Annotated in this window: 15 protein-coding genes; all 15 read right to left on the reverse strand. The window is 53.4% G+C overall.

The window, feature by feature from the left end:
- Nucleotides 1–58: 58 nt before the first annotated feature.
- The 15 genes from JTN23_RS22660 to JTN23_RS22730 all read right to left on the reverse strand — a co-directional run bounded on the left by JTN23_RS22660 (nt 59) and on the right by JTN23_RS22730 (nt 20,535).
- A complete protein-coding gene (locus JTN23_RS22660) occupies nt 59–1,513 on the reverse strand; it encodes a DUF1501 domain-containing protein (protein WP_247237358.1) in 1,455 nt (484 codons plus the stop codon).
- Between the two features lie 5 nt (nt 1,514–1,518).
- Nucleotides 1,519–3,846: a PSD1 and planctomycete cytochrome C domain-containing protein gene (locus tag JTN23_RS22665; RefSeq protein ID WP_247237359.1), complete on the reverse strand. Its 2,328-nt coding sequence runs from the start codon at nt 3,844–3,846 to the stop codon at nt 1,519–1,521.
- Between the two features lie 77 nt (nt 3,847–3,923).
- Nucleotides 3,924–5,354, reverse strand: coding sequence for a DUF1501 domain-containing protein (locus tag JTN23_RS22670; RefSeq protein ID WP_247237360.1), 1,431 nt, complete (start codon nt 5,352–5,354; stop codon nt 3,924–3,926).
- An 11-nt stretch (nt 5,355–5,365) separates the two neighbouring features.
- The gene (locus tag JTN23_RS22675; RefSeq protein ID WP_247237361.1) at nt 5,366–7,729 is read right to left on the reverse strand and encodes a DUF1549 domain-containing protein; all 2,364 of its coding nucleotides are present in this window, start codon (nt 7,727–7,729) and stop codon (nt 5,366–5,368) included.
- A gap of 358 nt (nt 7,730–8,087) precedes the next feature.
- Complete coding sequence (locus tag JTN23_RS22680) at nt 8,088–9,416, reverse strand: rhamnogalacturonidase (protein WP_247237362.1); 1,329 nt, start codon at nt 9,414–9,416, stop codon at nt 8,088–8,090.
- A gap of 140 nt (nt 9,417–9,556) precedes the next feature.
- Nucleotides 9,557–10,102 (reverse strand): REP-associated tyrosine transposase, encoded by a 546-nt coding sequence (locus tag JTN23_RS22685; RefSeq protein ID WP_247237363.1) that lies wholly within the window; start codon nt 10,100–10,102, stop codon nt 9,557–9,559.
- 239 nt (nt 10,103–10,341) lie between these two features.
- Complete coding sequence (locus JTN23_RS22690) at nt 10,342–11,289, reverse strand: sugar ABC transporter substrate-binding protein (RefSeq protein ID WP_247237364.1); 948 nt, start codon at nt 11,287–11,289, stop codon at nt 10,342–10,344.
- A gap of 38 nt (nt 11,290–11,327) precedes the next feature.
- Nucleotides 11,328–12,311, reverse strand: a complete 984-nt coding sequence (locus tag JTN23_RS22695; protein WP_247237365.1) for an ABC transporter permease — start codon at nt 12,309–12,311, stop codon at nt 11,328–11,330.
- Nucleotides 12,308–13,852 carry a sugar ABC transporter ATP-binding protein gene (locus tag JTN23_RS22700; RefSeq protein ID WP_247237366.1) on the reverse strand — a complete coding sequence of 515 codons (1,545 nt, stop codon included), beginning with the start codon at nt 13,850–13,852 and terminating at the stop codon, nt 12,308–12,310. Before JTN23_RS22700 ends, JTN23_RS22695 begins: the two co-directional genes overlap by 4 nt.
- 210 nt (nt 13,853–14,062) lie before the next feature.
- Nucleotides 14,063–15,238 (reverse strand): Gfo/Idh/MocA family protein, encoded by a 1,176-nt coding sequence (locus JTN23_RS22705; RefSeq protein ID WP_247237367.1) that lies wholly within the window; start codon nt 15,236–15,238, stop codon nt 14,063–14,065.
- Nucleotides 15,239–15,310: 72 nt separating this feature from the next.
- On the reverse strand, nt 15,311–16,366 hold the full coding sequence (locus JTN23_RS22710; protein ID WP_247237368.1) for a sugar phosphate isomerase/epimerase family protein: 1,056 nt from the start codon (nt 16,364–16,366) through the stop codon (nt 15,311–15,313).
- Nucleotides 16,367–16,405: 39 nt separating this feature from the next.
- On the reverse strand, nt 16,406–17,629 hold the full coding sequence (locus JTN23_RS22715) for a class I mannose-6-phosphate isomerase (RefSeq protein ID WP_247237369.1): 1,224 nt from the start codon (nt 17,627–17,629) through the stop codon (nt 16,406–16,408).
- An 82-nt stretch (nt 17,630–17,711) separates the two neighbouring features.
- On the reverse strand, nt 17,712–18,791 hold the full coding sequence (locus JTN23_RS22720; RefSeq protein ID WP_247237370.1) for an aldose 1-epimerase family protein: 1,080 nt from the start codon (nt 18,789–18,791) through the stop codon (nt 17,712–17,714).
- The gene (locus tag JTN23_RS22725; RefSeq protein WP_247237371.1) at nt 18,773–19,657 is read right to left on the reverse strand and encodes a sugar phosphate isomerase/epimerase family protein; all 885 of its coding nucleotides are present in this window, start codon (nt 19,655–19,657) and stop codon (nt 18,773–18,775) included. The genes JTN23_RS22720 and JTN23_RS22725 overlap by 19 nt, the downstream gene beginning before the upstream one ends.
- 101 nt (nt 19,658–19,758) lie before the next feature.
- Complete coding sequence (locus tag JTN23_RS22730; protein WP_247237372.1) at nt 19,759–20,535, reverse strand: 3-keto-disaccharide hydrolase; 777 nt, start codon at nt 20,533–20,535, stop codon at nt 19,759–19,761.
- Nucleotides 20,536–20,539 lie beyond the last annotated feature (4 nt).

Raw genomic sequence — 20,539 nt, forward strand, 5'->3', positions numbered from 1 at the left:
TTCTCTTGTGATTGCTTTTTCAACTCCTAACTACCTAACAGCTAAAACCTAATACCTATTAGCTAATAATATCCCTCACTACCTTCCCCGAAATATCGGTAAGCCGGTAGCGGCGGCCCTGGTGCTTAAAAATCAGCTTCTCATGGTCCAGTCCCAACTGATGCAGCACCGTGGCCTGAAAATCGTGTACATGTACCGGATTCCGGCTGATATTATAGCCCAGTTCGTCGGTTTCGCCGTAGACGATACCGGGTTTAATACCGCCTCCGGCCATCCAGATCGTAAAGCACCGCGGGTGGTGATCGCGCCCGTAGTTGTCTTTGGTGAGCTTGCCCTGGGTATAGCTGGTACGGCCAAACTCCCCACCCCAGATCACGAGTGTTTCGTCCAGGAGTCCGCGTTGCTTAAGATCAGTCACCAGAGCGGCCGAAGCCTGATCTACATCTTTGGCTTGACTGGTTATCTCGAAGGGCAGATTGCCGTGCTGGTCCCAGCCCTGGTGGTACAACTGCACAAAGCGCACACCACTCTCAGACAGCTTACGCGCCAGCAAACAATTGGCCGCATAGGTACCCGGTACGAGGCAGTCGGGTCCGTAGAGCTTAATGATATCATCCGACTCCCGCGAGAGATCCATCACCTCAGGTATGGCCGTCTGCATGCGGTAGGCCATCTCGTACTGCTTTACCTTCGCCATGATCTCCGGATCGCCAAACTCATCGTAGGCTAGCTGATTCAGTTCGGACAGCTGGTCCAGCATCTGCCGCCTATCGTGCCGGTTCATCCCCTCCGGGTCGCGCAGGTACAGGACCGGGTCCTCCCCCTTACTAAACTGCACCCCCTGGTGAATTGAGTCCAGGAAGCCATTGGACCATAGTTTGGAATACACGCCCTGCCCATTACCGACTCCCCGCGAAAGCAATACCGTAAAGTCAGGCAGATTTTTATTTTCATTACCTAATCCGTAGCTCAGCCAGGCCCCCATACTCGGGCGGTTGCCCTGCTGTGAGCCGGTTTGTAAAAAGGTAAGCGCCGGATCGTGGTTAATGGCTTCGGTGTACATGGACCGGATGATGCACAGATCATCTACGATTTTGGCCGTGTAAGGCATCAGGTCACTCACCCAGGCGCGGGACTGGCCATACTGTTTGAAGTCAACGAATGAACCTACCAACGGGAATGAACTTTGATTGGCCGTCATCCCCGTTAGGCGCTGATTACCCCGTACCGAAGGCGGTATCTCCTGCCCCATCATCTCACGGAGTTTAGGCTTATAGTCAAACAGCTCCTGCTGTGAGGGCGCTCCGTTCTGAAACAGGTAGATCACCCGCTTGGCCTTGGGAGCAAAATGGGGAATACCGGGTGCCAACCCATCCTCTCCCCTTCCTCCTCCTTTGAAAAGATCCGGTATCATGAGGGAGCCCAGGGCGGCGCTGCCCAGCCCCATACTCAGGCTGGACAGGAAGCGGCGGCGGTTGAAGATCATACCGTATTCTAACATCTCCTTTTCCATACCCGCTAGGTTTTTGTAATGGTTTCTTCCAGGTTATACAGCGTATTCACTACCCGCATCAGGGCCGCAACTTTCCTCCTATCTACCCCCGGAGCCAGGGGGTATTCTCCTACGGCCACTACTTTCGCGGCGGTAGCAGGAGTCATCTTTTTTAGTTCCTTGTCATAGTAGGCCGTCAGTACCGAAAGCTCCTTTTCGCTTGGCTTCCGGCAGACGATCAGCCGGAAGGCTTTGGTTATCTGGTCCTGAGTAGAGCCCTTCTGCTGCAACAGGCGGGTAGCCAGTACCCGGGATGCTTCCAGTACGGCCGGGTCGTTCATCATAACCAGCGCCTGCAGGGGCGTATTCGTCTTGAGTCGCCTTACTTCGCACTGGTCACGGTTGCTGGCGTCGAAGATACTCATGGCGGGTGGCGGTACCGTACGCTTGATCAGCGTGTACATACCCCGGCGGTACAGCGCCGAGCCGTGGTCCTGGTTGTAGGCAGAAAGTAACCCACGACCTGACGTAGCTCCCTCCCACAGCCCCGCCGGCTGGTAGGGCTTCACAGAAGGACCACCAATAGCCGGATGGAGCAGGCCACTGCTGGATAGTACCAGGTCCCGTACGAACTCCGCATGGATACGGTAGCGGGGGCCCCGGGCCAGCAAGATATTGTCCGGGTCGGCCTGGAGCTTGTCTTTGGTAATCACCGCCGACTGCCGGTAGGTAGCCGACATAACTATCTGCCTGACCAGCCGCTTGATATCCCAGCCGTGCTCCCGGAAATCAACCGCCAGCCAGTCCAGCAGCTCGGGGTGCGACGGGAGTTCGCCCTGCATACCAAAATCGCCGGAGGATTTGACCAGCCCCATCCCAAAGAACTCCTGCCATACCTGGTTGACAAACACCCGGGCCGTGAGAGGATTCTGTTTGTCAAACATCCATTGGGCCAGTCCCAGCCGGTTTTTAGGGTACTTGGGGTTGAAGGGTAAAATAGCCTTGGGAGTACCTGCCTGTACCTCCTCGCCAACGTTATCATACTCACCCCGGTTAAGAATATACGTTTTGCGTAGCGTATCCAGGTCCCCCATCACTGATACGATCAGGCGGTTGGTGTCGGGTTTATTGATAAACGTCAGAATGTTTTTGACCTCCTCGTTACTGATCTCCATCAGGGGCTTCTTGGCGTAGGTTTCGGGACCACCGATCACTGATTCTATACCTTTTTCGTCTACATTATTGAAGAAGGCGTAGAGCTGGTAGTACTCTTTTTGAGAGAACGGGTCGTACTTATGGTCGTGGCAGCGGGCGCATTCTACTGTTACACCCAGCAGACCTTTCCCCACCAGATCCGTACGGTCAGTAACGTAGGATACCCGGTACTCTTCGGGAATGACACCTCCCTCCTCCGTAATTTTATGATTGCGGTTAAAGCCCGTAGCCAGTAGCTGTTCCTTAGCTCTCTTCTCGTCCTGCTTTGGCAGTAAGTCTCCCGCCAGTTGCCAAGTCACAAATTGGTCGTAGGGCATGTTCTGGTTGAGTGCGTGAATGACCCAGTCGCGCCAGGGCCACTGCGTACGGTACCCATCATCCTGGTACCCGTGCGAGTCGGCGTAGCGAGCCAGGTCCAGCCAGTGCAGGGCTATCCGCTCTCCGTAGGCCGGGCTTTTCAGGAGCTGATCTACTACCTTTTCGTAGGCCTTGGGACTATTATCCGCCATAAACTGCTCCATCAGCTCAAAACTGGGCGGCAACCCCGTAATATCCAGGCTGAGTCGCTTCAGCAGCCGCTCTTTATCGGCTTCCTCGTTGGGTTCCAGGCCTCTTTGCTCCTGCTTGTGCAGTATGAAGTAGTCGATCTCGTTCCGGGACCAATCTTCATTTTTCACCTTGGGCAAAGCGGATTTCTTAGGTACTACAAAGGCCCAATGCTTTTCGTACTTAGCCCCCTGTTTAATCCACTTTTCGATCAAATCAATTTCGCGGCTCGTCAGTTTGAGATTAGACTCCTTCGGAGGCATGAGGACGCTGGTATCCTGGGACGACACTCTCCGGAATACCTCTGACAGCTCGGGCTTACCGGGAACAATGGCGTGTGCCCCTGGATTATCAGCCAGGGCTTTGTAGGCACTTTCGGCTATGTCCAGTCGTAAGCCTGCCTCCCGCTTGTTGGCATCGGGTCCGTGACAGGCAAAGCACTTGTCGGAGAGGATAGGCCGGATGTCAAAGTTGTAGCTGACTACCTCGGGTAACTTCTCATCACTGGAGGTAGCGGAGCCGGTAGTACATGACTGTATAGCCCAGGTAATACCTGCTGCTATATATACCAGACTGTATAGTTTCCTGCGCATACTGGATATGTTTTTAGGAAGAGGGGTACCAGCTACTTCTTCCGCTTGCGGCCTGTTTCAACGCTTTACGGTCCTACTCAGGATAACAAATCCATCACAGCTTTTCCTTTACCGTCGGGAGTAGTATAGAAGGGGCGTTTTTCTATTTCATAGTTGGTATCCGGCGGAATACCCAGCGCATGGTAGATGGTCTGGTGAATGCCGTCTATGCGAACCGGGTTCTCAATGGTTTTGCAGGGGCGCTCGTCCGCCGTTTTTCCGTACACAAATCCCTTCTTTATTCCTCCGCCAAACATCAGTACCGAACATCCGTCCGTGAAATGTCTGTGCATGCCGTAGAATTTGATATCCGATAGTATATCCGGCTGATTGACCTGTTCCAGTACTTTGGCATCGGGCCGACCTTCCACCATCATGTCACGACTAAACTCACTGGCCAGGATTACCAGCGTCCGGTCCAGATGCCCCGTTTTATCCAGGTCTTTGATCAGCTGTGCCACAGGGCCATCAATCATCTTTTTCATCTCCTGCAGGCGTGTGTGACCGTTTTCATGCGTATCCCAGCCCATGAAAGGCTCGTACTCCGTGGTCACGCTGATAAATCGGGCGCCCTGCTCCGTAAGCCGCCGCGCCAGCAGACAGCCCAGCCCAAACCGACCGGTATTGTAAATATCATAGCTCTCCCTGGGTTCATTGCTCAGGTCAAAGGCCTTCGCCTCCGGCGAATTGAGCAGCATATAGGCCTGCTCCATTGATCTCCGCAGTGACTCTTTTTGATAATCACTCCCAAACTCCCCGTGAGGACTGTTACTGATGAGCTCATTGTACAACTGATTGCGCCGCTCGAACCGCTTCGCATCCATCCCCACCGGAGGCCGCACACTCTCAAGTCCCTTGCTGGGGTCGGGAATAAAGAAAGGTCCAAACTCATTACCCAGAAATCCGGCCGTATGAAAGGCTTTTAGTTCTTCGCCCTCGCCTACAGTGAAGCGTTGTCCTATATCAATAAAGGCAGGTATGACCGGGTTCTTAGGCCCCAGCTCCTTCGCTATCCAGGCTCCTATGTGAGGCGCGGCCACGGTCTGGGGCGGTTCATAGCAGGTATGCCAATTGTACTGATGCCGCGAGTGCAGAATATGCCCCAGGTCGGCCGCCACGTACGACCGGATGAGGGTACCTTTGTCCATCACCTTCCCGATTGATTCCAGCCCTTCAGAAAAGTGGATTCCATCCAAAACAGTAGGTACCGACCTGAAGGTACTTAGCACCCGATTGCCCTCCATGTCCTTTTCGAAGGGCGTGTAGCGCTTGGGATCGAAGGTTTCGGTATGGGCCATTCCCCCGGCCATCCAGAGCAGGATCACGGTATCGGCGGTGCCGTTGGTACTACCCGCCTTGCCTGTACATCCTGAAAGAAGACTACTTACGGGAGCCCCTGCAGCCAGGGCGGCCAACGTAGCGGCACTGGTACGTTGTAGAAACTCCCGCCGGTTCCAGGTATTTTTCATTCTACTCATAGCTAGAAGATCAACTGAAATTCAGGATGTAGTACTATCGCCCAGGCCAGGTCCTGTACCCCGGTCACACTAGGGCTCTTGCCCAGCATTTTCTCGGCTACGGCTAGTTCTTTGGCTGAGGGTTCACGTCCCAGCGCCTTCCGGTATAGCTCCCTTACCAGCGCATCGGTAGCTGGGTACTGAGTCCGCCAGCGCTCGGCACCAGCTTTCAGGGTCTGGTTCAACTTGTCGCCGTTGGTCAGCTCCAAAGCCTGCAAAAGATTGGCCTGCGAGGTTCGGGCAGTGCTAACGGTTTCCCGATTAGGCCGTCCTAGAGCCGTCAGGAAAGGATCGTTCTTCACCAAAGCTGCTCGCACAAAAGGGATCTCCTGCTGAATAGTCTCCGGTAGTCGCTTGTATACAATGGCCGAATCGGCATAGAGAGGATTAAAGGCCACACTGACCGCATCAGCAAACTGCTCAGCCGTAAGCCGACGACGCACCATGCCTTTAAATACGTAATCGGGAGCCATAAGTAGCTCGGCCTCCTGTACTCCAACGGAAGGTAGCTGGTAGGTCCGGGAGGTCAGTATGGTGTACAGCAGTTTCCTGATGTCGTAGCCCTGCTGCACAAAATCGTACGCCAGGTAGTCCAGCAGGTCCTGGCTCCAAGGAGCATTGTCCATCATATCCACGGGCTCTACGATACCACGCCCCATTAGCTGAGCCCAGATCCGATTCACCAGCGTACGGTACAGTCGGCCATCTTTAGGCTGCACCAGGAAGTCCGCCAGTTCGCGTAGCCGTTGTTCGGTAGGAGCATCTACGCTGATCTCGCCCAGCTCTTTGAAGAGTATGCGACGTCCGGCCACTTTTCCAGTAGGTTTGTCGCAGTGATTAATTTCCAGGGTACTATCGGCAAATACGTTGGCAAAGGCGTAGGCGTCTTCCAGCTTCCAGTCGCTGATAAAACTGTCGTGGCAGGAGGCACACTTGAGGTTCAATCCCAGCAGTACCTGCGAGACGTTCTGAGCGGCCTGCATCTCGGTACGCTGGCTGGAATTGATCGTGCCCCGCCATTTAATCCCTTTTATGAAGCCTTCCGATTCTTTGGTCGGACTGATGAGTTCTCTCACAAACCAGTTGTAGGGTTTGTTTGTCTTCAGGGAACTGTATAGCCACCTGGTGATGTCAAACCGCCCGCCGGTGATATAGCCCGTGCCGGTGTAGTCGTTGCGGAGGGCATCGTTCCAGAAAGTCAGCCAGTGCTGGGCGTAGTCTTCATTACGATTAAGCATCTCCTTCACCAGTACCTCCCGCTTATCCGGGCGGGTATCGGCTACAAAAGCCTGCACCTTCTCGGGGGGAGGCAGCAGGCCCACCACATCCAGAAAAACGCGCCGGATGTAGGTACGATCATCAACGACCTGTTGCCAGCTTACGTTATTCTTCTGAAAATAGGAGTTCACAAACCGGTCAACGGGATTGGTAAGCCCATTCGTAGCCGGTGGAAGCGTCGGCAGGCGCGGCTCCAAAGCCGCTACTTTATAGATACTCTTCTCGGCTCCACTTGGCCAGGGCGCTCCCTGTTTGATCCAGAATTCGAGGATAGCTACCTCTTTCTCCGTAAGCCGCTTTCCCTTGGTAGGCATAGCCTCCTTATGACCGGCCGGGAGTGTAATCCTCCGGATCAGCTCGCTGTCCTCCGGGTGGTTCGCTACGATAACGGGACCACTTTCTCCCCCCTTCATGACCAGCTCCTTTTTATCCAGGCGTAGCTCCCCCTTCGTTTTGGTGGCACTATGACAACTGTAGCAGTTATGAGCCAGGATGGAGCGTACCTCCAGATTCAGGTCTTCCACCTGTTGGACGGTCAGAGGTCCGTTGGTGCTGTTACTGGCGAAGGTAAAAACAGTGGCGGTGTTGCGGGGGGATTCCTGCTCATCATCCAGGGGTAGTACGCTGGTAATGTAATCTTCGCCGTGGGTAAGCAAAGCTCCATAATGTCCCGCTACGGTTACGCCCACTACAGTAAGTGCCAGCATAGACCTGTATAAGGCCATACGTCCTGTCCGGAGCGCCAGCAGGGTTACGAAGGACAGAGCCATGGTGGCCAGCCCGGACCACTGGTGGATGGTTACGATATCCCCGCTGTACTCTTCCTGATTGGCCAGTAATAAACCAAAAACAACGGCTACTACCGAGCTTATGGCACCGATCCTGACCATCAGGGTGATACCGGCCCGGTACTCATTGTTGGGTCGTCGCCACGAGATCACCTCTACCAGCAGCGCCACGCATAGCAAACTGAGCGGGAAGTGCACAATCAGGGGGTGGAGTCGGCCCAGGAGCTGCCATAACCAAAATGTTTCTGATATTTCTTGCACTAGGTAACAGGGTATTAGTTGACAAGAATACGTTCGGTAGCACTCAGCGTGGAAGTAGAGTAAGCTCTGGCCAACCTATTGATTGACTCAGGAGTAAAGTCCACTTCCAATTTGATAACTACTGGTAAAACAGGAAAGCAAGGCTCTCAGAACCTACTCCATTACAGCAGCCAGCGATTACTAGTACAAAGCCAGCTACCTACCATTTATAATGACTCAAACCCAACGTTTTGGACTACTCTGCGATTAATTATAATTCTAGGTAGTCAAAAAAGAAAAAGGTGAATAGCTGCCTGAGCTCAGGCAGCTATTCACCTATCTATACTAGTAGCAGAAGTACTAAGCTCGTAGCCCGGGATCAGAGGATTTGCTTTCCGTTCACCACTACGTTTTTGAAAGTAATGCCGTTGATGATGCTTTTGTTATAGGCATCGTTCTTGGCTTCTATTTTCAGGTTTTCGAAGTTGAACTGAGCGAGCTTGTCGTATTCTGTGATGGCGATATCAAAGAATACAGCGCACTTCATGTCGATATTCTTCAAAGTAATGTACTGCGAGTACGACAAGGGTACCTCCTTACGGCCTTTCAGGTCAAAAAACTGTGTCCAGGGCTTGACATAGATCAGGCTGTGGGCCTGCCCCGTAATGCCTTCTACCCGTATGTGCTCGTACTTCTGAGGAGTATCGGGGCGCATTTTCAGCCATAGTACCCGCATGGCTTCATCCACGTGACAGTTCCGCATAACTACGTTCTTGTTATGAATGGCTTCGCTTCCACAGGTAAGGGCCGCGTGACAGAAGCCGAATTTGCAGTCTTCAATCAGGATATTGGTATTGGCTCCGTTGGTCGAGTCGGTATCCGCCCAGGGGCCTTTACCGCCTTTCAGTGCGATGGCGTCGTCATTTACGGACATATAGCAGCCCTTCACCAGTACATTGTTACAAGCATCAATATCAATGGCGTCGGTGCTGGGAGCTTTGACAGGACTATGGGGCGAAGAGATGTGCAGATCAAGGATCTTTACGTTGTTGCACTTGTAGTAGTGGCTGGTCCAGAAGCCGGCATTGTGCAGATTTACGTCCTGTACCTGTACATTGTTACTGTTCCAGATAAAGACCAGCCGCGGACGGCTCACTTCCAGATTGGTGCACTGCGGATTCTCCTTACGGCGCTGCCAGAAAGCCTCCCAGTATTTGAGTCCGTTGCCATCGATAGTACCTTTGCCCGAAATCGTAAATCCATTTACTCCGTAGGCGTTGACCAAGGCCGGGAAGTACTCAAGGCTCTGCCCTTCCATGCGCGAGGGCCTACTGGGATAATCCGCAATGTTATCCGAGCCTTTCAATTTAGCACCCTCCGAAATGTACAGGTGGGTCTTGGGCTTAAAGAACAGGGCTCCACTCATAAAAGTACCCTTCGGAATCACCACTACGCCTCCTCCCTTTCGGGCTGCCTCGTCAATGGCTTTCTGAATGGCTTTGGTCTGGACAAGGGTACTATCCCGCTTGGCCCCGAAGCTGGTGATGACATACTGCTTCCCCAAGTTACTCAGCTTTACTTTGGTGTAATCCAGAAACCAGGGAGACATGGGGGTACCGTCGGGGAACACATTCTTTTGATCCTCCTGTGCATAGGTAATTGAGGCAAGGCAAAAAACTGCAAGTATTAAAATACAGATATCTCTCATTGTGAAGAATCATAAAGTTTTAAATGCATATATGGGTGTTGATCGAGATACTTCTTGCGCTGCCGGTGGGTTAAGCTGCCGCCGGTTTGCAACCGGTGGCTACACATAATCACAGTCTATGACTGTAGTAGCAACCAAAATCAAATGAATTCAATCCCCAGTAATCCTTTTTGATCTGCATAATCACGGGCGCTACTATATAAGAATTCCCATGGATTTTCTACCCAACCAGCCTTGACGGGGTTTTCATGAATATAAATGAGCTTTTGTTCGAGTACAGTAGGTGAAAACAATTCAATAGGCTGATTGTGCTGCTGCCAAACCTGAAAGTTAACGTTATTGGTGTTGAACTCACCGCTTTTGCGAAAGATCGCCAGTATCCAATTGCGTCGACTCTCTTCTGGATTCGCCTCAATAGCGGCAAATAACTTTTTGCTAGTGAATTTTTTAAGATCACGAATTACATCCGAAAGATTCTCCTCTTCAGCTCTTAGGATCAGGTGGATATGGTTAGACATGATACACCAGGCATATACAACCAACCCTTTTTCTTTCTGGCAATAGCGTACGCTATCCAGGAAAATATCCCGATACTCCCTGCGAGTAAACAGATCAATCCAGCCGACAACGGTCATGGTGACAAAATATACCCCGCCTTGGTCAAGTATCTTGTAGTTGCGGCTCATGGGTTTATTCAAGTTGAAAACTTGTAGTTATTTTTTTCCACCAGTCACAGACTGGCGGTAGCTGGGAAGGCTATGATTCCAGCTGCTGCCGGTTTGCAACCGGTAGCTAAACATAATTACAGTCTATGACTGTAGTAGCTACTAAAGTCAATTCCATAGTCAATAATGCTTTCCTTACTGCCGCCGGTTTGCAACCGGTGGCGTCCGCCGGTGGCAAACCAGTATCAGCCTCCAACCGGCTACTTCATGTACTGCGCGACATTTTCCTTTGTGACGAGCTGAAAGGGCACGAGCGTTTGGGCATCGTAGGGCTGGCCTTTGACGATCTTTATGGCCGTTTCGATGGCTTTGGAGCCTTGCTGCTCGGCGTTCTGGAACACGGTAGCATCCAGGGTACCTTTCTGAACGGCCTGCAGCGCATCAGGTATAGCGTCTACGCTTACTACCACTACCTTGTCTTTCATACCGGCGTCAGAGAGGGCTTTTACAGCTCCCATGCCCATTTCGTCGTTGTGGGCAAATACGGCCTGTATGTTCGATCCGTACGACTGAATCCAGTTTTCGGTGAGCGACATGGCCTTGGCCCGATCCCACTCGCCGCTCTGGTGCGCGATCAGCTTCAGGCCCGGGTACTTCTTGAGTACCTCACGTGCGCCCTGCTCCCGCTGGAGCTGCGCCGCCTGACCCATGTAGCCGTGAATCATGATGACGTTGCCTTTGCCTCCCAATCGCTTGGCAATGTACTCCATGGCAATGCGTCCTGACTCTACGTCATCCGATCCTACAAAAGCCGTGGGACTGGAGCTGGTGGCTGAGTTGACATTGATGATAGGTACCTTGGCGGCCAGCGCCTTGGTGACAGCCGGCGAGCTGGCCTCTACCTCGCAGGGATTCATGATAATGACATCCACATCCTGAGCTATGAAACTCTCCACCTGCTCGATCTGCTTCAAGGGAGACCGCTCGGCATCCACCGTGATCAGCTCCACGCCCATTTCATCCGCTTTCTTTTCTATTTCATCGGCGACATTTACGATGAATTCGTTCTGCATACTCAGCATGGATACGCCTACTACGATTTTGTCCTGACCGTCGGCACCGTCACCGCCGGACTGATTACAACCGGCCAGGTGCAGCCCCAGCAATAGAATACTAGCTTGTATAAGGGAGAAAGAGGTACGCTTCATAATTGATTATGGATTCTTGTATAGGATTCTGATTAAGTCTATCTGGATTTGCGGTTTAGTCCGTCCAGTACTACGGCTCCGATAATGATAGCGCCCATCACCACCTGCTGATAGTACGAGGTGACGTTGAGCAGGTCGAGGCCGTTGCTGATCACTCCGATGAGTAAAGCGCCAATAAGGGTACCGGCCATGGTACCGCTTCCACCCGAGGTACTGGTGCCTCCGATAATAGCCGCGGCAATGGCACTCAGCTCGAAACCGACACCCGCGTTGGGCTGTCCGGTAGTGATGCGGGACGTAAGGACAATACCGGCTACGGCGGCCAGTAGCCCGCTGATGGTATATACCCACATCTTGACGCGGCTTACCTGGATACCCGACGCACGCGCCGCCTGCTCGTTGCCTCCGATGGCGTAGATGTAGCGGCCCAGTACTGTTTTTTTCAGGATCAATGAACATACCGCAAAGGCGACCAGGAGGATAATGATCGGGAACGGAATGCCGAATAGGTGCCCACCACCGATGAAGTTAAAGGAGTCTGAGAGATTGGAAACAGGCCTCCCCTTGCTGATGATCAGGGCGAGCCCGCGGCCGATGGTCATGGTACCCAGCGTCACGATGAAGGGAGCTACCTTGCTGCGGGTAATGACGAAGCCATTGAGCGCGCCAAAGAGTACTCCGGCCAGTAGTCCTACCCCAATAGGTACTACGAGCGGGTAGTCGTCAGGGTGAGCGAAGGTAGCGGCTACTACGCCCGTTACGGCCACCATGGAACCCAGCGACAGGTCAATGCCGCCCGTTAGAATTACAAACGTAACGCCAAAGGCCAGCAGGGCATTGATGGATACCTGCGTGACGATGATGGTCAGGTTGGCTACCGTCAGGAAGCGAGGCGTCATCAGCGACAGCAGGACGCAGAGCAGGATAAAAGCCAGAAATATACCGTACTTTCCAATACGTCTGGTCGGGAGGGCAGGGCTCTCGGCGGAGCGATTAAAATAGGCGATTAATGTCTCTTTCATTCCTCATTGAGTAGTAGATCGACGGGTTTAGAAAACTCCATCGCGTGTTTCATGATCGTTTCCTGCGTGCTCTCTTCTTTGGAGAGCAGGGCCGTCTGTCGTCCTTTGGACAGCACCACTACTCTGTCGCACAGGCCCAGGATCTCGGGCAGCTCTGATGAAATAAGGATTACGGCCATACCCGCTTCGGTCAGCCGGGTAATGAGTTTGTAAATTTCGTGCTTGGCCCCGATGTCGATACCACGGGTAGGCTCATCCAGAATAATCAGCTCCGGATCGGTCAGGAGTACCTTCCCGATCACTACCTTTTGCTGGTTACCACCGCTGAGTACCCCCACCTTCTGGTCCGGTCCTGATACTTTGATCCTAAGGTCACGGATCATAGCTTCCGCCGCGCTCTGCTCACTCTGTTCACTGATGAAAGCGCCTTTGCGGTGGCGCGGCAGGCTCGACAGCGTGAGGTTATGTACCACGGATAGCTCGGGTATAAAGCCAAAGCCCTTGCGGTCTTCGCTGACGTACCCGATCCCCTGCCGGATGGCATCGCGGGGTGATTGTATGGTCGTGAGCTTTCCTCTGAAATAAATCTCTCCGGAAGTAGGCTTGTCCAGCCCCACCAGAGCACGGGCTACCTCGGTACGGCCCGCTCCCATCAGTCCAGCTATACCCAGTACTTCTCCTTTATGTACGTCAAAATGAATATTGGCAAACTTACCGACCTGGCTCAGACCCCGCACCGACAGCAGTACATCACCCTTGCCGGCCATAGACTCCGGAAACAGGTCACTGATCTCGCGCCCAACCATCATGGTGATCAGCCCGTTTTTGTCGAGTTCAGAGACAGGGCGGGTACCTATGTACTTCCCATCCCGCAATACCGTGATGGTGTCACAGATCTTATATACCTCCTCCATCTTATGGGAAATATAGATGATCGCTACGCCCTTCTGCTTCAGGTCTTCTATGACCTCAAACAGCGCCGCTACCTCCCGGTCCGAGAGGGCAGAGGTAGGCTCATCCATGATAATGACTTTGGCGTCGTTGGAGATGGCTTTAGCAATCTCCACCATCTGCATCTCAGCTACGCTGAGGTACTTCATGGGTAGGTCCGGGTTGAGGTGTAGTCCCAGCTTTTGCAACAGTACCCCGGCCTCGGCGGACATGGCCGGGTCGTTGGTGAATCCCCGCAGAAAACCTAAAAAGGACTGCTTCTTCTCCCGGCCCAGAAAGATATTCTGCGCTACTGTCAGCTCAGGTACCACCAGCATTTCCTGGTGGATCATAGATATGCCAAAGCGCCGGGACTGTCGGACGTTGCTACTCTTCAGCTCATTTCCTTCAAAAAGGATAGTACCCGCATCGGCGGTCTCCATGCCGACAAGTATCCGCATAAAGGTAGACTTGCCCGCACCATTTTCACCCATGAGCGCGTGTACCTCCCCCCTCCGTAGCTGGAAGCTCATATCCTGTAGCGCCCGTACCCCCGCAAATGACTTGGAGAGGCCGTGTACGCTGAGTATGTAATCCTGAGTCAGGCTCATCGTGTAGAGTAGTAACAGAGAAAAATTCAGGTAGCTTCTCGTACTATCGTAAAGCTACCGGCGCCCCTCTAATGAGGACGCTACCTTAGTAAAAGTACCCTTACCTGCCATTTTACTACCGGATACAGCCCAGACAAGGCTACAATAAAAAGTGCGGTGATAGCCCGAGCTCTAAACTCCGGCCACCACCGCACGCTTATCTGCTTATTCTTACAGTGCAGGCATCAGCTCTCTCCACTCTACTTCGGTATCTTTCCAGCTCCGGGATGAAGCCGACTCGAGTACCGCCTCACACACCTTCTGGGTCTGTAGGGCATCGTAGAAGGTAGGTGAGCAGGGCTCGCCGGTTTCGAGGCTCCTGAGGAAGTCAGCTACCTGGTGGATGAACGAGTGCTCGTAACCAATACCCAAGCCCGGTACCCACCACTTATCCATATAAGGCTGATCGCCGTCAGTAACGTGGATAGAGCGCCAGCCCCGTACGATAGACTCATCGCGGTGGTCGAAGTACTCAAGGCGGTTGAGGTCGTGCAGATCCCAGCGGATAGAGGCATGCTCACCGTTGATCTCGAAAGTATAAAGCGCTTTGTGGCCACGGGCGTAGCGGGTCGACTCGAACAAACCAAGCGAACCGTTTTGGAAATGGCAGTGGAAGATACAGGCATCATCAATACCTACTTTCTCTACCTTTCCGGTCAGCTGGTGCATACGCTCCTTCACAAAGGTTTCGGTCATGGCCGATACATCCGTAATGGCGCCATTCAGCCACATAGCTGTATCGATGCAGTGCGCCAGCAGGTCACCGGTCACACCCGAGCCGGCCGCTGCCGAATCCATCCGCCAGGTACCGGTTCCGCCCTGAGGCACATCGGCGCTGATGGTCCAGTCCTGCAGGAAGTTGGCGCGGTAGTGGAAGATTTTGCCAAGCTTGCCGGAAGCGATGATCTGCTTGGCTAGCGTTACGGCCGGTAGGCGACGGTAGTTGTACCATACGGTGTTGGCCACACCCGCCTTCTCAACGGCGTCCAGCATCTGCTGCGACTCCTCCATGTTACGGGCCAGCGGCTTTTCGCACAGGATCATTTTTCCGGCGGCCGCAGCAGCGATCGCGATTTCGGCGTGGCTGTCGTTGGGGGTACAGATATCCACGGCATCAATATCATCCCGGGCGATCAGGGCTTTCCAGTCGGTCTCGTACGACTCGTAGCCCCACTGCTCAGCAAAGGCCTTTACCTTTTCTTCGCTGCGGGCACAGGCCGCTTTCAGGATAGGGCGGTAACCCAATTGCGGAAAGAAATCGTTGACACGCTTATAGCCATTGGAGTGGGTACGGCCCATGAAGCCACAGCCGATCAAGCCTATTCTTAGCTCTTTTTTATTGCTCATTGTCTGGTAAGTTTTACGGTAGAAGAATGCTAAACTGATACGAATTACTGGTACCTGGATACGGTGCCACTGTTACAGGGCTACCTTCTCCCGCTCAGGCTCGTACCAGCCGTGGGCCTGACGTACCTTGATAAGGGTAGCCAGGATGTCATTCCAGGTCTGCTGCTTAAGCATTACATCATTGGAGAACATACAGCCGTCCCAGCAGATGTGCTTGAAGCGCTTGGTCAGTTCGCCGTTTTCATCCCGCAGCCAGAGGCCCGCGTGCTTTACTACATCCAGCTTACCGTTGGGATCCGTAGCGAGGCAGTGGCGTCCGGTCTTGTCGTGTGAGCCGGTACCGTGTACCGTACCGTCGTTCTGAGCCACGTGGAAATCGATGGTCCAGGGGCGCAGCGCAGCGGTCAGCTTCTTGAGCGCTTCAGTCAGCGTCTCGCGATCGTTCCAGTCGAAGTTTTCGGGCAGGAGACGGTCTTCGGGACGGTTGTAGCCCATCGTGTACAGCAGCGTGTGCGACATATCCGCCTGGAAACCCATATTCGGACGATCTACCGCCTCCAGCGTTTCGAGCATAACCTTCCAGCTATGCATACCACCCCAGCAGATCTCTCCTTCAGCAGCGAGCTGCTCACCAAAATCAGCCGCTACGTCGCAGGCTTCACGGAACGTCTTGGCAATGAGTTTGGTATTATTTACCGGATCTTTAGCCCACTGCTCGGGATTGCTGGCGGAGTCGATCCGAATTACACCGTAGGAACGGATGCCCGCCTCCCGGAATATCTTTCCAAAATTGCAGGACTTGCGTACCATTTCCACAAACGTCCGGCGGTCATCGTCGGTACCCAGCGTAGGGCCACCCCAGATGGGCGCCACCAGGCTACCTACGTTAAGTCCATAACCGGCTATTTTGTCGGCCAGACGCTTTATGTCATCATCCGAGCTGTCGATATCAACATGAGGACCCAGCAAACCAAGGTCCACTCCATCAAACTTGACACCATCTACTTCAGCCTTAGCGGTCATTTCCAGCATGGTATCAAACGGTATGACGGGCTCTGAATCATGACCTTTGCCCACGATACCGGGCCAGGTAGCATTGTGCAGCTTAGGGAAGTTGTTCTCTTGCATGGTATTGGATGTTAAGGATTAATGAATAGTCAGGATTGATTAAAGTACCAGATCAGGGTTGGCAGGACCGAAGTGCTTCAGCATCACGATGGGATCCGTGCTGGACTTGTTGACGATGGTGACGCCTTCGCGAGCCGCTTTTTCAGTCACGAAGAACTCGTCGTTGGTAAGCTGGCCGTAGCGGATTAATGCAGGCGTTTCGATATCCCACACACCCATGGTACCGTGGCCCTGCATCATGATCAGTCCGTAGGCGGCGCTGTCTTTAATGGTCACGGTAGCACCGGGCATTACGGTCAGCTCCTTGGCGCTGAACGCGTCGGAGCGGTAGCACACCCACTTTTCTTCGTAGCCTTCGGCCTGCATTTCCGCCAGGTCACGCACTGGAATCGGGCGCATAAAGCGAGTCTCGAGCAGGTTCGGGTTGGTATTCAGCTCCCAGTCGATCACTTCCATCAGTTGGTCGTAGTCGCCTTTGCGGTCTTCGGGAGTACCGTTCCAAAGCAGTTCTTCCGGTATTACTGCCTCATTTACCAGCGACTGGTACATCGCGAATACATCAGATGCCTTCTGAGGCTCATAGGTACACAGGCTACCTGGTGCGTGGAGCATGCCCGGAGGTACATCCCAGCCCGTACCCGGAATAAGCGGGAAAGCCTGCGAGTACATGGTGATCTTGTTATCGCCTTTGGTGAAGTTCATGAGGCACTCTTTGATCTGCTCTTTGGTAGTACCCGGAGCAATACCGAAAAAGGTATACGGGAAGTCACCGCCGTGGTTATTGAGCTGCGGGGGGAAGTAGTAGGCCTCCGGCTTACCCAGCTGACCGATCTTGGCCGCGTGCTCGTCGTTGTGGTGGATGTGGTGCGGCAGGGGCCCCATGTTATCAAAAAACTTGGAGTACATAGGCCAGCTCTGGTACTCATTCCAGAGGCGATCACCGATAATCTCCCCTTTCAGCTCGTCGATTACATCTTTGAGCAGGATTTTTACTTCTTCACCACCGTCGTTGAACACCACCATACTTAACCCTTCGTTTTCGCCGGTGAGAGGGCCATTTTTGGCAGGAGTGGTAGAAGAGAGCCAGCGCTCATCAATACCGCCGCGTTGTCCTCCCAGTACGTAGTAGTCGTCGGGGTGTAGCTTGATACGGCGTCCCGGTACACAGAACGACCGTGGTACCCAAGTTGGAGCCAGGCGCAGGATACCTTTGCCCTGTTCTAATGCTTTTTCGGCTACACTCACGTTACTCAATGTTTCCATAAGGTTATTAGGTGATTAGGTATTAGTAGTTAGCTTTTCTTACTCTTAAATCTTTCGGACAGTTGGTAGGGCTTCCGTCTGCCTATTCCGGAAAGAGACTCCTGAACTTCTGCACGGGTACCTCTCCACTGTGTACTTCCAGTACCAGATCGTAGGTGCGGCTTTCGCCGGGTGCCAGCTGGATCAGTGTTCCCTCCTCCCGGGCCTGAGCCTGCCCGATGGGCGGATGGGTACCGGGTTCGAGGCCAGTTACGTACTCACCCCTTCCCCAGTGCTGCCAGTTGGTCAGCCAGGGAAGCTGCTCTTTTCGGAACCGGATCGCCAGCGCGAGGCCGATCCTGCTGTTGTGCAGACCGCACATACACTCGCCGGAAGCATCGGTGGTGGGGTCAATAAAGGCTACTTCCTCGCCCGCTCCGGAATGATCATCTAAAGGAGCCGGACACTTTCTGAAGTTACCCCCTTCCCTGAATATTTTGTGCTTGCTCGGATCAAATCTTGGTTGCCAGTCGCCCTGCCATAAGATATCAGCACCCTCGTCAGCCAGGGGCCAGCCCAGGTTGAAGTGGTACAACAGCATGTGCGGTGCCGCGGTATTGCCGCGGTTGATAACCTCATCGTGAATTCGGATGAAGGGCTGCCCCAGGGTACCTGAGATAGTCCTCCGCAGCTCCAGACTAGGCCCGAACACCTTGGTTTCCCGGATGCGGCCCGTAATGCTCATCTCCATCCGTCCCGCGGCAGGGTCAGGCTGAATGATGGATTCAATCTCGGCCGGCAAGTTACTGATCAGTCCGTGCAGGCCTCTTTCACCGTGCTCGTCCGACTCGGGACCTCCCACGTGCGACAAGCCGCAGGTTACCAGCAGTCCTCCGCCAAAGGTGCGCAGCCAGTCAATGCCCTTGTTCGAGAAAGGCTGGGGAGCCGTAATACCTACGTGGCTCTGCCAAGCCAGACTGTACTGGTTGTAAAAGGCATCGTAGATATCCATGCCCCGGTCTATTACTACTTTGTAGCGCAGGCCGGTGCCGGTGTTGATCCAGGCGATGCGGGTACCCCGTCCGGCTCCATTGTCCAGTACGGAGGTCTCAATCCCACCCATCTGGGCCGGATTGGCAATCATGGTACTTATGTCTTGTGCTGTCAGCTCGGTACGTTCCATGTAGCGTTTTCTTTGAGACCGTGCTTCGTAGCCATTTCTTTAATAAAACTCAAACCATTTTCGGCAATATGCCAGGGATCATTGTACTCCCGCCACACCCCAATGGAGTTGGCAAAGTCGGGGTCATTGCGCGAGAATGCCTCAATCGTGAGCCAGCCTCCGTAGTTGATATCCGCCAGACCACCGAAGGCATCGTCCCAGGGGATATGGCCATCGCCGGGGGTACCCCGGTCATTCTCGCTGATGTGTACGTGCGCCAGTACGGGAGCTATGGTAGCGAGTGCTGTCTGGTAGCGTTTCTCCTCGATGTTGGCGTGGTGCGTATCAAACATGGCCCGTACGTTAGGATGATCGGCCTTCTGCACCAGGTAGAGCAGCTGGTCCATCGTATTGCAGAGGTAGCATTCGAAGCGGTTGAGTGCCTCCGGAGCCAGTATGATATTGGCCTGCGCGGCGTGCTCACCGGCCGCATGCAGTACTTCGGCGGCCCAGTTATACTCATCTTCGAGCGCCGGATGCTGAGCAAATACGGTATGAGCCGAATGAAACGGACCGCACAAAGTAGTACCCTGCAGATCATGCGTACGATCAATACTCCACTTAATACGATCCAGCGCTTTGGCCCGTACAGAGGCTGATTCGCTGATGGGATTGGTATCGGCTCCTACTACCGTAACGGCCGTCATGCCCAGTCCCAAGTCGCTGGCGTGGCGGCCAAAGCGCTTATACGCGGCAGGATCATCAGCAGCTCCCACAAAGCATTCTACACCATCGTATCCTATTTCTTTGAGTCGGTCAACGACGGGGAAGAGATCATCCGACACGACCGCCGACCAGGCAAGCACATTAAAACCTATTTTATTCATGAGTTCAGGAAAATTAAGTACTACTCTATAAAGTCAGAGAGGCGGTAGTACCTATTCTATACATGCAGGATTTTTATGACCGGGAATAGCTACATAAACGCTTACTGCTTGATGCGCAGATTGCGGTACTCAACCTTCATAGGTGGGCCCACGTGCACCTGCACGCCCAGGAATCCTTTTTTCATTCCGTTGATGGTATCTTCATCAATCACGTCACTCATGAGTACGCCATTGACATAGTGCTGCAGGCGATTTCCTTTTGCGACTAAGTGTATTTCATTCCACTCGCCGGGCTTTATCTTGGTCTGCAACTCTTCATTAGCTCCCAGTGAGCCCGTTACGGACCGATTTGTCCAGGCATTTCTGGCAGTTTTGGCCCGTACAGCTTCGGGGGTAGCTTCCCCCTCATACGGATTGATACGAGCTACTTCGCCCCGGTAGGCCAGGGTAGTGCGCTTGCGCTCTTCGTAGTTCTGGCCGGTATAGCGGTTTTTACCGTCGATGTCCGCCTGATAGCCGCGTAGTGCGTAGGGAACATCAGTGAGGCGTTCGCTGCGGTAGTTGATACCGGAGTTGCCGTTTTCGGTAATTTTAAATTCGCCCTTCAGTTCAAAATCTGCGGGCTCTCCTCCCTGCCAGATAATGAAAGAGTTGGTCTTGAGGGGTTTGTCAGGAGTGATTTCTCCTACCAGGCTACCGTTTTCGACCCGCCAGTAGTTAGGATCTCCCTCCCACCCTTTTAGCGATTTGCCATCAAAGATGGACTTAAAACCTTTTTCAGTTTTCTGACTCATAGCCGGAGTCAGGCTGCCGCCGGTAAGGATGGCTGCCAGCGCAATACTTCCTATTACAAACCGGATGTTGTTTCTTTTCAGCATTATA

Origin of the sequence: Telluribacter roseus (genome assembly GCF_017355915.2) — a bacterium.
GTDB lineage: Bacteria > Bacteroidota > Bacteroidia > Cytophagales > Spirosomataceae > Telluribacter.

Bases quoted from the DNA above. Each gene is read 5' to 3' on its own strand.
- JTN23_RS22695 (WP_247237365.1), bottom strand. From the start codon at position 12,311: ATGAAAGAGACATTAATCGCCTATTTTAATCGCTCCGCCGAGAGCCCT.
- JTN23_RS22720 (WP_247237370.1), bottom strand. From the start codon at position 18,791: ATGGAACGTACCGAGCTGACAGCACAAGACATAAGTACCATGATTGCC.
- JTN23_RS22730 (WP_247237372.1), bottom strand. From the start codon at position 20,535: ATGCTGAAAAGAAACAACATCCGGTTTGTAATAGGAAGTATTGCGCTG.
- JTN23_RS22700 (WP_247237366.1), bottom strand. From the start codon at position 13,852: ATGAGCCTGACTCAGGATTACATACTCAGCGTACACGGCCTCTCCAAG.
- JTN23_RS22685 (WP_247237363.1), bottom strand. From the start codon at position 10,102: ATGAGCCGCAACTACAAGATACTTGACCAAGGCGGGGTATATTTTGTC.
- JTN23_RS22690 (WP_247237364.1), bottom strand. From the start codon at position 11,289: ATGAAGCGTACCTCTTTCTCCCTTATACAAGCTAGTATTCTATTGCTG.
- JTN23_RS22660 (WP_247237358.1), bottom strand. From the start codon at position 1,513: ATGGAAAAGGAGATGTTAGAATACGGTATGATCTTCAACCGCCGCCGC.
- JTN23_RS22680 (WP_247237362.1), bottom strand. From the start codon at position 9,416: ATGAGAGATATCTGTATTTTAATACTTGCAGTTTTTTGCCTTGCCTCA.
- JTN23_RS22665 (WP_247237359.1), bottom strand. From the start codon at position 3,846: ATGCGCAGGAAACTATACAGTCTGGTATATATAGCAGCAGGTATTACC.
- JTN23_RS22670 (WP_247237360.1), bottom strand. From the start codon at position 5,354: ATGAAAAATACCTGGAACCGGCGGGAGTTTCTACAACGTACCAGTGCC.
- JTN23_RS22725 (WP_247237371.1), bottom strand. From the start codon at position 19,657: ATGAATAAAATAGGTTTTAATGTGCTTGCCTGGTCGGCGGTCGTGTCG.
- JTN23_RS22715 (WP_247237369.1), bottom strand. From the start codon at position 17,629: ATGGAAACATTGAGTAACGTGAGTGTAGCCGAAAAAGCATTAGAACAG.
- JTN23_RS22710 (WP_247237368.1), bottom strand. From the start codon at position 16,366: ATGCAAGAGAACAACTTCCCTAAGCTGCACAATGCTACCTGGCCCGGT.
- JTN23_RS22705 (WP_247237367.1), bottom strand. From the start codon at position 15,238: ATGAGCAATAAAAAAGAGCTAAGAATAGGCTTGATCGGCTGTGGCTTC.